This is a genomic window from Amphritea sp. (assembly GCF_050300915.1).
Lineage (GTDB): Bacteria > Pseudomonadota > Gammaproteobacteria > Pseudomonadales > Balneatricaceae > Amphritea.
The window spans coordinates 1-14,279 of sequence record NZ_JBNKYN010000100.1 but is presented as its reverse complement, the minus strand read 5'-3'; the positions used below and the strand labels follow the sequence as shown (position 1 = coordinate 14,279).

General features: G+C 52.6%; 14 protein-coding genes and 1 pseudogene. 5 read left to right on the top strand and 10 right to left on the bottom strand.

Going from position 1 to position 14,279, the window contains the following annotated elements; all coding sequences use genetic code 11:
* The 8 genes and pseudogenes from ACQY8X_RS18985 to ACQY8X_RS18950 all read right to left on the bottom strand — a co-directional run.
* Nucleotides 1–598, bottom strand: a pseudogene (locus tag ACQY8X_RS18985) (hypothetical protein); the annotation flags it as partial.
* 3 nt (nucleotides 599–601) lie between these two features.
* On the bottom strand, nucleotides 602–922 hold the full coding sequence (gene glpE, locus ACQY8X_RS18980; protein ID WP_428036701.1) for a thiosulfate sulfurtransferase GlpE: 321 nt from the start codon (nucleotides 920–922) through the stop codon (nucleotides 602–604).
* Nucleotides 922–1,743, bottom strand: coding sequence for a symmetrical bis(5'-nucleosyl)-tetraphosphatase (locus ACQY8X_RS18975; RefSeq protein ID WP_428036700.1), 822 nt, complete (start codon nucleotides 1,741–1,743; stop codon nucleotides 922–924). Before ACQY8X_RS18975 ends, glpE begins: the two co-directional genes overlap by 1 nt.
* Nucleotides 1,744–1,751: 8 nt before the next feature.
* Nucleotides 1,752–2,138 (bottom strand): Co2+/Mg2+ efflux protein ApaG, encoded by a 387-nt coding sequence (apaG, locus tag ACQY8X_RS18970; protein WP_428036699.1) that lies wholly within the window; start codon nucleotides 2,136–2,138, stop codon nucleotides 1,752–1,754.
* A gap of 19 nt (nucleotides 2,139–2,157) precedes the next feature.
* A complete protein-coding gene (gene rsmA, locus ACQY8X_RS18965) occupies nucleotides 2,158–2,958 on the bottom strand; it encodes a 16S rRNA (adenine(1518)-N(6)/adenine(1519)-N(6))-dimethyltransferase RsmA (RefSeq protein WP_428036698.1) in 801 nt (266 codons plus the stop codon).
* On the bottom strand, nucleotides 2,948–3,958 hold the full coding sequence (pdxA, locus tag ACQY8X_RS18960; protein ID WP_428036697.1) for a 4-hydroxythreonine-4-phosphate dehydrogenase PdxA: 1,011 nt from the start codon (nucleotides 3,956–3,958) through the stop codon (nucleotides 2,948–2,950). Before pdxA ends, rsmA begins: the two co-directional genes overlap by 11 nt.
* A gap of 5 nt (nucleotides 3,959–3,963) precedes the next feature.
* Nucleotides 3,964–5,220: a peptidylprolyl isomerase gene (locus ACQY8X_RS18955; RefSeq protein WP_428036696.1), complete on the bottom strand. Its 1,257-nt coding sequence runs from the start codon at nucleotides 5,218–5,220 to the stop codon at nucleotides 3,964–3,966.
* Nucleotides 5,221–5,245: 25 nt separating this feature from the next.
* Nucleotides 5,246–7,891, bottom strand: a complete 2,646-nt coding sequence (locus ACQY8X_RS18950; RefSeq protein WP_428036695.1) for an LPS-assembly protein LptD — start codon at nucleotides 7,889–7,891, stop codon at nucleotides 5,246–5,248.
* Nucleotides 7,892–8,024: 133 nt separating this feature from the next.
* Between ACQY8X_RS18950 and ACQY8X_RS18945 the strand changes: the two genes are divergently transcribed.
* From ACQY8X_RS18945 to djlA, 3 genes are read left to right on the top strand one after another with little or no spacing between them, the layout of a single operon-like run.
* Nucleotides 8,025–9,077 (top strand): aminoglycoside phosphotransferase family protein, encoded by a 1,053-nt coding sequence (locus ACQY8X_RS18945; protein WP_428036694.1) that lies wholly within the window; start codon nucleotides 8,025–8,027, stop codon nucleotides 9,075–9,077.
* Complete coding sequence (gene murU, locus ACQY8X_RS18940; protein ID WP_428036693.1) at nucleotides 9,077–9,769, top strand: N-acetylmuramate alpha-1-phosphate uridylyltransferase MurU; 693 nt, start codon at nucleotides 9,077–9,079, stop codon at nucleotides 9,767–9,769. The genes ACQY8X_RS18945 and murU overlap by 1 nt, the downstream gene beginning before the upstream one ends.
* Nucleotides 9,759–10,601, top strand: a complete 843-nt coding sequence (gene djlA, locus ACQY8X_RS18935; RefSeq protein ID WP_428036692.1) for a co-chaperone DjlA — start codon at nucleotides 9,759–9,761, stop codon at nucleotides 10,599–10,601. Before murU ends, djlA begins: the two co-directional genes overlap by 11 nt.
* Nucleotides 10,602–10,626: 25 nt before the next feature.
* On the opposite strand, the gene ACQY8X_RS18930 is transcribed toward djlA, so the two are convergent.
* The gene (locus tag ACQY8X_RS18930; protein WP_428036691.1) at nucleotides 10,627–11,769 is read right to left on the bottom strand and encodes a DUF3530 family protein; all 1,143 of its coding nucleotides are present in this window, start codon (nucleotides 11,767–11,769) and stop codon (nucleotides 10,627–10,629) included.
* Nucleotides 11,770–11,809: 40 nt separating this feature from the next.
* Between ACQY8X_RS18930 and rpe the strand changes: the two genes are divergently transcribed.
* Nucleotides 11,810–12,481 (top strand): ribulose-phosphate 3-epimerase, encoded by a 672-nt coding sequence (gene rpe / locus ACQY8X_RS18925; RefSeq protein ID WP_428036690.1) that lies wholly within the window; start codon nucleotides 11,810–11,812, stop codon nucleotides 12,479–12,481.
* Nucleotides 12,482–12,516: 35 nt separating this feature from the next.
* Complete coding sequence (locus ACQY8X_RS18920; protein ID WP_428036689.1) at nucleotides 12,517–13,203, top strand: phosphoglycolate phosphatase; 687 nt, start codon at nucleotides 12,517–12,519, stop codon at nucleotides 13,201–13,203.
* A gap of 40 nt (nucleotides 13,204–13,243) precedes the next feature.
* Here the strand turns inward: ACQY8X_RS18920 and nhaR are convergent, their stop codons facing one another.
* Nucleotides 13,244–14,149: a transcriptional activator NhaR gene (gene nhaR / locus ACQY8X_RS18915; protein ID WP_428036688.1), complete on the bottom strand. Its 906-nt coding sequence runs from the start codon at nucleotides 14,147–14,149 to the stop codon at nucleotides 13,244–13,246.
* Nucleotides 14,150–14,279: the final 130 nt, after the last annotated feature.

Here is a 14,279-nt window from a genome sequence, read left to right as displayed (position 1 = left end):
GATTCACCAGCCCGTCATTCACCAGGCGGCGCACCCATGAGTTGATCAGCGGGCCCCAGTAGTCGTCACCCGGTGCTTCCAGTAGTACTACCGGGATCGGCGGGTTGCGTCCGGTCTGCATCAGCGTCAGGGTTTCGGGGGCGATACGGAAACCCAGAGAAGCATAGCGGGCCAGAAAACGGGCAACCCTGAGTACTCTGAGCGGGTCTTCAGAAAAGGCGGGAGAAACATGCCGAAGTAGTTTTAACTGCAGATCCTGCTGGCCATGATAGGGGTCTATAATCGTGCCATCATCAGCCATTGCCATGGCGTTAATGGTCAGATCCCTGCGAATCAGATCTTCTTCGAGAGTAACATCGGGACTGGCATGGTAGAGGAAGCCGGTGTAGCCTTTGCCAGATTTCCGCTCGGTCCGCGCCAGGGCGTACTCTTCACCACTGTCGGGATGGATAAACACCGGAAAATCTTTGCCGACAGGGCGAAAGCCTTGTTTTAGCATCTGCTCGGGTGTTGCGCCAACCACCACCCAATCCCTGTCGTAGACCGGGTAGTCCAACAGTTTATCCCGGACTGCACCGCCTACCAGATAGGTCTGCATGGTTTAGCTGTTGGAGCAGAGTTCTGGACGGCTTGCCTGCCACAGTTCAAAACCACCATCCAGGCTGTATACCTGGTCAAAGCCCTGCTGGATCAGAAAGCCGGCGGCTGACTGGCTGCTGAAGCCGTGATAACAACACACAATCAGCGGGGTATCCATATCCGCAGACTGAATAAAATCATGCAGTGTGTCATTGCTCAGGTGAACGGCATTTTTAATATGGTTTTGCTGATAGCTTTGTGGGTCACGGATATCGGCTACTACCGCGCCTGCAGCGATCAGTTTTTCAGCTCTGGCGATGTCGATACATTCAAAGTTATCCATCAGTTGCCGTACCTCATTTTGCTATTGACTGTAAACAGTTGTTGATCTTCAAGCCGCAGTGCCGTCAGTTTATTCCCCCAGACACAGCCGGTGTCGATGGCATAGACGTTGTGTCTGTCTGCTCTGCCCTCTAAAGCGGCCCAGTGACCGAAGATAACCCGGCTTTCCTGCAATACTTTTCCCTCATGGGCAAACCAGGGAAGAAAACCGGTTGGCTGGCTTGCCAGAGTGCCTTTGGCGGAAAACTCCATTCGGCCTTTACTATCGCAAAAACGCATGCGGGTAAAATAGTTGGTGATGGTTCTGAGCCGGTCAAAGCCTTGCAGCTTTCCTGACCAACAGGCGGGTTGATTGCCATACATCCGCTTAAAAAACTCAGAGGCGAGAGTGCTTTGCAGCACAGTTTCAACCTCTTTTGCCCGTTTATGGGCTTTTTCCAGTGACCATAGGGGCGGGATGCCTGCATGCACCATGGTAAAGCCCAGTTGCGTATCGGTTATCAACAGCGGTTGACTGCGTAACCACTTCATCAGTTGTTTGGCTTCGGGGGCTTTTAACAGATCATGAAAGGTGTCAGATCGCTTGGGTCTGATTGCGCCGCTGTAAACTGCCAGCATATGCAGATCATGGTTGCCAAGGGTGACTGTCGCCCGGTCACGAATACTGTACAGAAAGCGGATGGTTTCAAGTGATTTTGGCCCCCGGTTAACCAGGTCTCCAGCCAGCCAAAGTTGGTCGTCCTCACTGAAATCTATGGTTTCCAGCAGACACTGAAGCTCATCATAACAACCCTGAATATCGCCGATCGCATAGGTGGCCATGAGATTCCTCAGTGCAGCGCGTTCGGCAGAGCCAGGGTGAAGGGTTTTATATCAGCATTGAATGTCTGGCCATCACTGGTTTTCATCTGATAATGCCCCTGCATGCTGCCGACGCGGGTAGCTAATACTGTGCCACTGGTGTAGCTATAACTTTGCTGTGGTTCGATTACCGGCTGTTCACCGATAACACCTTCGCCTTCAACCTCCTGCACCAGTTCATCACCATCAACAATCAGCCAGCGGCGGCGGATCAATTGAACCGGCTGAGGGGCATGGTTGGTGATCGTAATGTGATAGGAGAATACATAGCGCTTTTTTTCCGGATCAGACTGCTCCGGAAGATAGGCGGTTTCCACATTGATCGCGATATTATGGGGTATCTCTGAGAGGATCATATAGTTTCGTTATAAGTTGTTATTTACTACTCAGATAATCACTTATCCGGATAAAGTCAGTCAGCGCGAGACGCTCCGGCCGCAGCCCAGGATCGATACCCAGCGATTCAATCTCCTCGGCATCCAGCAGCGGCTTGAGGTTGTTACGCAGAGTTTTTCTACGCTGGCCAAAAGCGGTGCGCACAACGGCTTCCAGTTTGCTGATATCCTGTGCCGTATGGGGCAGTTTTTTGTACGGTATCAGGCGAACGATGGCCGAATCAACCTTTGGGGCTGGATCGAACGCATGGGGCGGCACCAGAAACAGCGGTTCTATCTGGCAGTAATATTGTGCCATGATGCCGAGCCGGCCATAGGCGCTGTCGCCGGGCTGGGCGGCCAGCCGGTCGACCACCTCTTTCTGTAGCATAAAGTGCATATCTTCAATCTGATCAGCAAAGGTGAGCAGATGAAAGATCAGTGGCGTGGAGATGTTATAGGGCAGGTTGCCGACCACTCGCAGCTGTTCATCCTGTTGTTGCAGACTGCTGAAATCAAACTTCAGGGCATCCCCTTCATGGATGGTGAATTTATCAGCATAACTGAAGAATTTGGTGCGCAGAATTGGCACCAGGTCACGGTCGAGCTCCACCACATCCAGGCGCTGGCACAGCTCCAGTAACTCTTCAGTGATGGCACCGAGCCCCGGGCCTATTTCGACCAGGTGCTCGGTGTCACCGGGGGCGATGGCTCTGATGATCCGGCGGATGATGCCCTGATCCTGAAGAAAGTTCTGGCCAAAACGCTTACGTGCTTTATGACCTGCGGGTTTATTGCTCATTCATCGTTCCGGTGGTATGACGGTTAACTGACATCTCGGCAGCATAGTTAATAGCGGTCAGCAGGCTGCCACAGTCGGCTTTGCCGGTTCCGGCCAGGTCCAGCGCGGTGCCGTGATCTACTGAGGTACGGATAATCGGCATCCCCAGCGTAATATTAACGGCCCGGCCGAAGCCTTTGTATTTCAGCACCGGTAGCCCCTGATCATGATACATCGCCAGCACCGCATCTGCAGTGTTTAGTAGTTTATCGGTAAACAGTGTATCCGCAGGTAGCGGGTCGCTTAGATTATAACCCTGAGCTCTTAAGCGGTCGATGACTGGCTGAATCACCTCAATCTCTTCCCGCCCCATATGACCGCCTTCCCCGGCATGGGGATTGAGCCCGGCAATCAGAATCCTGGGATTTTGCAGAGCAAAACTCTGTTGCAAATCCTGTTGCAAGACGGTCAGCACTTCCTCTAACAGCGGTTGGGTGATCGCTGCTGGCACTGCTGCCAGGGGCAGGTGGGTGGTGGCCAGTGCAACCCGTAAACCCTCGGTTGCCAGCATCATGACCACTTTGCTGCTGTGGGTCAGTTGCTCAAGAAACTCGGTATGGCCGCTAAATGGGATACCGCCATCGTTGATCACCCCTTTATGTACCGGCGCGGTCACCAGTGCTGCGAATTCACCATTCAGGCAGCCCTGGGTGGCACGGGTCAGGGTGTCGAGTATATAGCGGGCGTTGGCTGGATTGAGTTGCCCGGGCTGAGCCGTTTTTACCAGACAGACCGGTTCGATCCATAAGCTGCCTGGCGCCGTCGGACAGACCGGCTCATCAGCATTGTAGGGAATCAGGGTGATCGGCAGGTTGAGCTGTCGTGCGCGGGCCTGCATCATCAGGGGGTCAGCAATGACAACCAGTTGATGGGGATGCCCCTGTTGCGCGATCTGAATACAAAGATCCGGCCCGATCCCGGCCGGTTCGCCCGGGGTCAGGGCCAGTCTATAGGAGTGCATCTGAATTACTTTATCTCGATATATGCCTGAGAGCGGATCTCGCGCAGCCAGTTTTGTAGTTCTTCGTTAAACTTGCGCTGACGAATGGAGGCTCTGGCCTGGTTGGTTTTCATCTCTTCGCCCATATCCTGCTGGCGGCGATCTTCAACTTTAAGAATGTGCCAACCGAAGCGCGATTCGAACGGGGCGCTTATCTTACCCGGTTCGGTATTAAACATCACATCTTCGAACTCGGGCACCATCTGCCCGGCTTGTGCCCAGCCCAGGTCGCCGCCCAGTGAACCGCTGCCCGGGTCATCACTGTATTGCTTAGCGAGCTCTTCAAAGGGCTCGCCCTGTTGCAGCTTTTGGTAGATTGATTCGATCTCCCGACGGGTTTGCGCAGGTGAGCGAATCTCGTTTGGTGAGAGCAGGATGTGTTTTACTTTTACCTGATCGACCAGCTGTACCGAACCACCCTGTTTGTCATTCACCTTCAGGAGGTGAAAACCGCTGGGGCTGCGCAGGGGGGCACTGAATTCACCGGGGTTGAGCTTTTTTACCACGGCGGCAAACTCTTCTGGTATTTCATTCAGCTTGCGCCAGCCGATCTCACCACCTTTAAGAGCGTTAGGGCCTTTAGACTGAGCGATGGCGGTCTCGGCGAAATCAGCACCGTTGTTCAGCTCTGTGGCGATTTTTTCCGCTTGCTGCTGGGCACTCTGAATCATCTGCGCAGTTGCCTGTAATGGCACGGTAATCAATATTTGCGAAAGGTTGTAGCTTTCAGCGCTCAGTTGCTTACCCTGTTGTGAGCTGAGGTAGTTATCGATCTCTTGCTGGGAAACGTTGATGCGACTGTTAACGATCCGCTGCTGAATCCGCTGAATTAGCATCTCGTTACGAATCTGCTGGCGTGCCTGGACATAGTCCTGTCCTTCGGCAATCAGCGCTTCGCGGAACTGTTCCAGCGTCAGATTGGAGCTGGCTGCGATCCGTTCCATAGAGGCATTAAGTTCGCTGTCACTGATGCGGATACCCCGCTCTTCACCAATCTGTAGCTGGATATTATCCAGAATCAACCGGTCGAGCACCTGACTTTGCAGGGTTTGTTCATCCGGCAGGGCCCGTCCCTGAGCGCGGAGGCGGGATTTTATCATCGCCTCCCGGTCGCTCAGCTCGCTTTGTAGTACGATATCATCGTTTACAATCGCTATGATCCGGTCAAGGGGCGTATTCGCGGCGCTGGCCGAGACACTGAGGCCCAAAAGAAGGGCAGCCATACCTGGCTTTAGTTTTTTTATGAGATTAGTAGTCATCATTCTCTTCACGTTCTTTAAAGCCAATAATATCCTGCAGAGCAGAACTGCCACCGCCTACAGTACCGAGACCTTTCAGGATAAATTGCAGAAACAGGGCACTGTCTTCCCTTCCACCGCTATCATCCTCTATCCACTGGCGGGCAGCAACCCGAACTTTCCAACAGCAACTGGCATATTCCAGCCCCAACAGCGCTTCTGGCGTCTGCGAGTTCTCCATATCCTCCTGCCAGCGCCCCATCAGAGTCCATTCCGGTGCCAGCGGCCAGATAAAGGATATCTCTGCCTGGCTTCTGAGGTTTTCCCGGTAACGATAGCTGAAGCCGATCGTTTTGTTGATTGCAGGGGTGTAGCGAATTTTGAAGTTACTCTCCAGCGGATTTAACGTGCCTTTATCCAGTTCGGTATCGACCGACAGTTGTAGCCCGGAATAGGGGTTCCAGTAGGCTTCAGCGGCGAAGTTGGACTGCTTCTCTGTATCGACACTGGTATCGCCGTTAAGTTGCACTGTACGGTCAGCGAAATAGTAGGCCTGTGCCAGTCCGAAACGGGCCATTTCGCTGCCATCATTACGGTAGAAACCGGAACTCAGCCCCAGAGATACCTGCTGACTATCGCCGATTTTATCCAGACCGGTAAAACGGTTTTCCCGGAACAGCCCCTGGTAACTGAAGTCGGCTTCAGCGGTATCAAAATCAGGGATACCCTGTTGATCGGCTTCCTGGCTATAAAGGGTGAACAGGCGTGGTTCGATCGTTTGCGTATAGCTATCCAGCTGGCGTTCAAAGATTAAACCTGAGTCAATACTGTATACACCGACTGCCCGGTCAATACTGTCGTCCTGCCCGGCAACCTGATCCTGCAGGTCATAGTGGCTTAACCAGTAGCTCATTTTCGGTGTCAAATACCCCCAGGACCAGAGCATTGGGACGCTGATGGCCGGTTGCAGATGCAAACGGCTGCCGGTAACTCTGTCAATACCGCTCAGGTTGTCTGTTTTTCGGTCAAACTGGGTGGCATCGGTGAGGTAGCTGAAAACCACTTCCTGTCCCAGGTCATAACCATAGTTACCGTTTACCTGTAGTTGGGGCATCCGCTGATAGGGGGATTTGCTGTCATTTATTGTTTGATAATTATGGGCTCGCAGGGTAGCAGACCAGTGGCTACGGCTATAGGTGGCTTCTGCCAGTTGGTCGAGATGGCTGGAACGGTCAACATCCAGACTGGAGCCCAGATCATCAAAATACTTATCATCACTGACCGCAGTGTAATCTACCAGGCTGCTCCAGGCGCCTTTGCTGCCAGAGTGGTCTACTCCCACCAGCCAGCGATCACGTTTGTCCTGAGCATCATCAACGAGGAGCCCGCTGCTAAAGGTCTGCTGGCCATAGCTGTCCATGTGACGGAACTCATTCTCCAGCAGTAAACCACGCTTGGTGAATATTTTGGGTGTCAGGGTGTCATCGTAGTTTGGGGCCAGGTTGAAATAGTAGGGGGCTGCTATCTCGACGCCATCGCCGTTGGAATATCCCAGTGAGGGGAATAAAAAGCCGGAGTGACGCAGATCGTCAATCGGGAACTCCAGATAGGGAAAATAGAAGACCGGGGTGTCAGCGACTCTCAGGGTCGCATTACGGGCGGTGCCAAAGCCTCTGTTCGGATCGAGAACCAGAGAGCTGGAAGCAATTTTCCAGCTCTCATCATTGGGCGGACACGTTGTGTAACTGCTGTGCTCCATCCGTATCCGGTTATCTTTCATACGGATAATTCGCTTGGCTTCGCCCCGCAGGGCTCGATCATGAACCACATAATCGGCATTGCTGACAATAGTTTCGCCGGTGATCGCATGGGTCTGAGCCTGAGAGCCCCGGAGTAATAATCCGGGCTCCCGGTATTGGATGTTACCGGTCATGGTGATCTGGTTAGAAACCTGATCAACCTCGGCAGAGTCGCTGCGCAGAAAGTGGCCACTTTGACGGAGTTCGACATTGCCCTCCAGTCGGGTCAGCCCTCCCAACTGAGTTTCAGAACTGTCGGCATCGACAGTAAGGTGTTCATCACCCTCCGGAGGAAGCTGAGAGTCAGGTTCTATATAAACGCCGTAGCAGGCTTTTTCCGCCCCGGTTATCGGATACCAGTCCTGAGCAGCATAGCGGGTATCGTTGATATCGGCTTTGATAGCAGGGGCTTTGATGACCGGCTGATCACTGTTTAAATGGCTGGCAGAGGCTACCGCCGGGGCGTTCGCCGGTGGAGCTTGCGTTGTTATAACCGCTGCAGGTTGATTTTCCAGGCACGACCAGCCCCCGCTTCCATTCGCTTCACACAGCCAGGCACCGCTGATCTGTTGCTTTGGTCCGATTTCTTTAGTGCTGTCTGAAGTGACTGCTGCCACCTTTGGGGAGCCATCGGATACCTGTAGAGGGGCGGCAGGGTTCTGCTCTTGCTGCCCATCTTTATTCTGCGGGGTGGTCTGATCATGTTGGTCACATTGCCAACTCTGACCATTTTCCATGGTGCAGGTCCAGAGCGCATCGTGGATATCGGAATCCATTTCGGCGGCAAACAGGGCTGCGGGCATTGCAGCGATGACCGCCAATGTAAGTGTGTAAGAAGAACGTCTTAAGAACGGCATTCAGATTGTCCATTAGGAAGCGCAGAAAAAGCGTCTATTTCCCTTATCGCTAAACCTTGATTCGAGTAACATACCCTATAGAGCATGGCATGATAAAACATTCAGCTATAACAACGCTAGGGGATTGATAGATATGGGACAAAGGCTGGCCGGACTAAAGCAGTGGGTAGAGCTGATATTTGCCGAGCTGAACATAGATCTGGCTGCAGACTGGCAATGTATTCCGGTCTCCGGCGATGCGAGTTTTCGGCGTTACTTTCGTCTTAAAAGCCACGGTATGAGCTGGATTCTGATGGATGCCCCACCGGAAAAAGAGAATAGTCATCCCTTTGTGTCTATTGCTAAAGCCTGGGAGCCGCTGGAAATTCATGCACCGGTCGTTCACGCCGTAGACTTTGCACAGGGTTATATGTTGCTGTCAGATCTTGGCGATGATCTTTATCTGGGACAGTTAAATGAGGACACGGCTGATGAGTTGTACAGCCGGGCGTTTGCGGCACTGACCCGGTTGCAACAGTGTCAGGATATCAGTGGCCATCCATTGCCAGCATATGATCGGGAACTACTGCAGCGGGAGATGGATCTGTTCCGTGACTGGCTGGTGGCTGATCTGTTAGCAATAGAGCTGGGGCCAGGTGTCAGACATCTGTTTAGCGAGGTGTCGGAATATCTGGCTGACGCGGCGCTGGAGCAGCCTAGGGTGTGTGTCCACCGGGATTATCATTCACGAAATTTGCTGGTAGATGGCGATAATACCCCCGGTGTTATTGACTTTCAGGATGCTGTAATCGGCCCGATAACCTATGACCTGGTGTCACTGCTGCGGGACTGCTATATCGAATGGCCAGATATGCGGGTCTACGGCTGGGTCGACCAGTTTGGCGAGTTGCTGGTGGCTGATGGTTTGTTAGCAGAGTATGACCGGGAAACCTTCTATCGCTGGTTTGATCTGATGGGCGCCCAGCGTCACCTTAAAGCAGCAGGCATTTTTGCTCGTCTCTGGTTACGGGATGGAAAATCGGGTTATCTCACTGATATCCCCCGAACCCTTAATTATATTATCCGGGTCGCCGGTCGCTATGATAGTCTGCTGACCTTTGCTGCCTGGCTGCAGGACGTGGTTGTACCAGCGATGTATGCCAGTGAACAGTTTGATAACGCGCACCTGGATAAGTGGTTTAGCTGATGCGGGCGATGATATTGGCGGCCGGGCTCGGCACCCGGATGCGACCGCTGACGCTGACAACCCCCAAGCCACTCCTGCCGGTGGCGGGTAAGCCCTTGATTGAATACCACATTGAACGACTGGTGGCGGCAGGTGTCACTGAGATAGTGATTAACCATGCCTGGCTGGGGGAGCAACTGGAAGCTTATATCGGTGATGGTCGGCGTTTTGGGGCGGTGGTGCACTGGTCTGCTGAAACAGAGCCGTTGGAAACCGGTGGTGGAATTTTTAAAGCGTTGCCTCTGCTAAGTGAAAGTGGTGAGCCTTTCCTGCTGGTCAATGGGGATCTGTTTACGAATTATCCTCTGGTGCAGTTGGTCAACCACCGCCTTGAGCCGCAGTACCTGGCTCATCTGGTGATGGTGGCTAATCCTGAGCATAATCTGGCCGGTGATTTTCAGCTGCAGCAGGGGCGTGTTACAGAACAGGGTGATACCAAACTGACTTTTAGTGGTCTTAGCCTGATCTTGCCTCAGCTATTTGATGGTTGTTTAGCGGGTAAGTTTCCGCTGGCGCCATTGCTGCGAAAAGCGATGCAGTCCGGGCGGGTCAGTGGAGAGCATTTTACAGGGTATTGGCGGGATATAGGGACGCCTGAGCGGCTTCAGGACGTCAGTGAAGATATAGCAAAAGGTTGGGTCGATGGCATTTAGTAGTGAAAACGCAGGTTTCAGTCTGGGTCAGCTGATCAGAAGAAACCGCACCGCATTAATTGTGGGAGGTGTGTTAGGTCTGATGAGCGGCGGCCTGTTTGGCTTGTTGTTTGGCGCAGGTATCGGTGTGGCGCTGTCTGCGGCGCTGAAGAATGCGCTGGGTAATGCACTTAATCCACAGGACGCTTTTTTCCGGGCAACCTTTACCGTGATGGGCAAGCTGGCAAAAGCGGATGGTCGTGTCAGTGAAGAGGAGATTCAGTACGCCCGTGAAGTGATGAACCGTATGGGCCTGAGCGATGAGCGTCGGCGTGAAGCGATGGCGCTGTTTGCCCAGGGTAAAGAGAGTGATTTCGATATCGCTGAGGTGATGCAACCTCTAAGCGCGTTGATCCGTTTCCGTATTCCGCTGAAGCTGATGTTTGTTGAGATTCAGCTGCAGGCAGCGATGGCGGATGGCCAGGTCAGCGAAGCGGAAACCATTATTATTCGTGAAGTTTGCCATTTGTTGCAGATGTCGCAGGAGGAGATGGCGGCATTGATGGCACGGATGCAATCACAGTTCTCCTATCAGCAACACAGTTATCAGTCCCATCAGGGCGGCTATGTTTCAGAGCAGGAGTTACTGAAAGAGTCCTATGGGGTGCTGGGCGTGGCAGAGTCTGTGTCGGATGCGGAGCTTAAAAAGGCGTATCGTCGCTTAATGAGTCAGCATCATCCAGATAAACTGGTCGCCAAAGGGTTGCCGGAAGATATGATGCAGCTGGCGAAGGAAAAGACTCAGGAGATTCAGGCCGCTTACGATCGCATCAGGACGGCGCGCAAAAAATAGCCCGATATCCTTTCGGTTTCGGTGTTTAGCTACCTGGAGTCAGCTCCATCGCCTGAACGGGTGTGGCTTCAGGTTGCTGGGCGTCGAGGACATAGGTTTTTAAAATGCCCCTCAGCTGGCGGGTGAGCCACAGAGGCTCCCTGCGGGGGTCGTTGCTGCGCTGATTCAAACGAAACTGCCGGTACTCGTTGTTAGCACTTCTGCTGGCGGTGCGTTTACGCAGCGCAGCACGTTGCCGTTTGTAAGTGGTATTATCAAACCAGAGGTCCAGCACTGGTGCCTTAATGTCTGTAATCATTTGCAGCAGATCCGGGGCGTTTTCATCCATCACCGGTGTGGGGTCCAGCAGCACCAGAAAACGCCCGGTTTGTGTTTCATCCTGCATAAAGTAGTGCATCGCCCAGGTAGCGCTTTCGCCAACCCCCAGAATGATTTTAAGACCTCCTTGGATATCAGCCAGTTGCCCATCGACTTGCTGTCCAAGCTCGGAGATCTTTTTTTGGTAGTCTGACATTCTTTCTGCTGCAGATTTTCTGTCCGGCGTGTTGTCCTCTTTTTTGACTGTATCAGTCACTGGTGCAGGTGCAGTGTCAGCCGCCTGATCGTTAGCTGACGAATTGCTGGTGTCAGGCGCTGTTTGAATCTGTTTTCTGTCCTGTAGTGTCGGTAGTGTGCGTTGCGGAATGAGTGGTGATGGCAGATCCGGCAGAGTAATACTCAGGGTGTTCCAGCCAAACTCGGGTAGTTGAGTTCGCAGTGGGTGCACCATCGCGGGCCAGTCTGCGCTGGTGGACCGGTCAGTGAAAATTATCACCGTACCTACTGGCGCAGAAGCGACGGCGTGTTGTAACAGCGCCAGTTGTTTTTGCCCATTCAGGTCCAGCCAGATTACTTGTGTTTCAGTGTTTTGCGCCAGTGCCAGGTCTGCCTGCTGTTGCTGGGAAAAGTCGGGCATCACCCGGTCAACAGGGCTGGCTGCAGGACTCTCAGTGGCTGGTGAGTCTGATTTTTCTGCACTACTTTCCACTGCCGCAGACAGGGTTGCAGCAGAGCTTAAAAACAGTGTGAAAATCAGCGGTTTAATCAGTTTCATGCTGCGATTATTCAAGAGCGTGAGAATATTAGCAAGGGCGAAAGTCGGTTGAGTTTCAAAGCGTGCAAAGTACAATAGCCGGATTCCTCTTCCTATTACTTTCTGAGTTACGTTAATGGCTGACTATAAGATTGCTCCATCTATTCTGTCTGCAGACTTCGCCCGCCTGGGTGAAGAGGTTGACAATGTTCTTGCTGCGGGTGCTGATTACGTTCATTTCGATGTCATGGATAATCACTATGTGCCCAACCTGACGATTGGTCCTATGGTGTGTAAGGCGCTGCGCAACCACGGTATTCAGGCACCGATCGATGTGCATCTGATGGTTAAGCCGGTTGATCGCCTGATCGGTGATTTCATTGACGCTGGTGCCAGCATCATCACCTTTCACCCGGAAGGCTCAGAGCATATTGACCGCTCACTGCAGATGATCCGTGATGGTGGTTGTAAGTCAGGTCTGGTATTTAATCCGGCGACACCGCTGAGCTATCTCGACTATGTTATGGATAAAGTCGATATGATTCTGTTGATGTCAGTTAATCCAGGGTTTGGTGGGCAGAAATTTATTCCTGCGACGCTGGATAAACTGAAGCAGGCGCGCTCAATCATCGACCAGAGTGGTCAGGATATTCGTCTTGAAGTGGATGGCGGTGTGGGAATTGGGAATATTGCAGAGATTGCGGCAGCGGGTGCCGATACTTTTGTGGCCGGTTCTGCGATCTTCAATACCGATGACTATAAGGCAACAATCGATAAGATGCGTGCGGAGCTAGCTGCACTGAGTTAATTCGCTGAAAAGCGGGCAGGGGTGGAATCGTTCTGATGCAGCTGACCGAATTATATAGTGCCGGGTTGCCCCGGTTGGTGCTGTTTGATCTTGATGGCACTCTGCTTGACAGTGTGCCAGACCTGGCGCTGGCGATTGATCGCATGCTGGCTGCACTTGAGTTGCCGCCAGCGGGTCAGTCGCAGGTGCGTAACTGGGTCGGCAATGGTGCTCAGGCGTTGGTGAAACGTGCGCTGGCTCACAGTCCGGCCGCTGTGGATGGAACTGATACGGATCAGTTTGACCGTGCCTTTGCTCTTTTTCTGCACCATTATGGTCTTTGTTGTGCGGAGCAAAGTACGCTTTATCCAGGGGCAGAGGCGTTATTATCCTTTCTGCAGGCGAAGCAGGTTTTATTGGGGCTGGTGACCAATAAACCCATAGGTTTCACCGAACAGTTGCTGGACGAGTATAATCTGCGCCGTTTTTTTACCCTCGTACTGGGAGGGGATACGCTGGCTGAGAAAAAGCCTCACCCCATGCCGCTGTTACATGCGATGGAAAAGCTGAGCATTGCGCCCGAGCACACGCTGATGGTGGGCGATTCTCGCAGCGATATTCGTGCGGCGCAGGCTGCCGGCTGTAAAGTGGCAGCGGTCACTTATGGATACAATCATGGCGAGCCGGTTGATAGCTATCAGCCCGATATTATCATTGATAACCTGATTGAACTGATTCGCTGATAACCGCTGTTGGCAGTGCTGGTGAACGTCGTTGGTGGCTTCAGAGAGGCGCTATTTCGTCAAATAGCGCTGTTCTTGCAGCATTACATACCGCTAATACCCCAGGATGACTCACCCGACGCTCCAGTGAGATGGCATAAAAACGTTCGCGGATATCGTCCATTCGGCCGATTACTTCGACGCCGTATTGCCGGGTCATCTGTTGTTCAATAACGGTTGGTGCACAAAATATACCTGCGCCGGACAGGCCAAAGGCTTCAATCAGTGCGGTGTCGGCACACTCAACCTTAATATCCGGTTTGATTTTATAACGTTCAAACCAGCGTTTTAGCCCCATCCCCCGTTCTGTTTCAGCTGCGGGCATCAGCATCGGCGCGCCCTCCAGTGATGCGGGGAAATTCGCCCGATAGCTGGCGGCAACCGCTTTCGTGGCAAAAAAACTGAGTCCGCATTCGCCTAACAGATGGTTATATCCGCGGATATGGAAGCTGGCATCCAGTGGCCGGTCTGCTAATACCAGGTCCAGCTTCTGGGTTGCCAGATCTGCCAGCAGGTTTGGCAGTGGTCCCTCTTCGCAGATTAACCGGCTGGCATCGTTTAGTTTGAGCGCAGGTTCCAACAGGTGGTAGGTGATCAGCTTCGGTAGCACATCGGCGATACCGATATTGAAGCGTTGCTGTTTGTGACTCAGTGGATTATGGATGCTCTGTTTAAGCTCATCACCTAAAAGAAAAATATCCTCTGCATAGTTAAGCGCGTGCTGTCCCGCTTTGGTGAGCTTGAGGTTACGGCCACGTTTTCTGAACAGCGGGGTGCCCAGTTCATGTTCAAGTAGTTTCAGCTGGCCGCTAATGGTCTGCGGTGTCAGATGAAGTTTCTCGCTGGCTCTGTTGATACTGCCTTCCTGAGCCACTACCAGAAAATATCGCAGGTGTTTGAAATTCATAGAGATACCGGATAGAAAAGAATATAGCTCGAATAAATCTTACTATTTTCATAGTAAATTCGTATTTTATTTGTCATTTGGCTGACTATACTGTGACTTATCGGATTTGTCATGACCCCTCAGGTTCTCC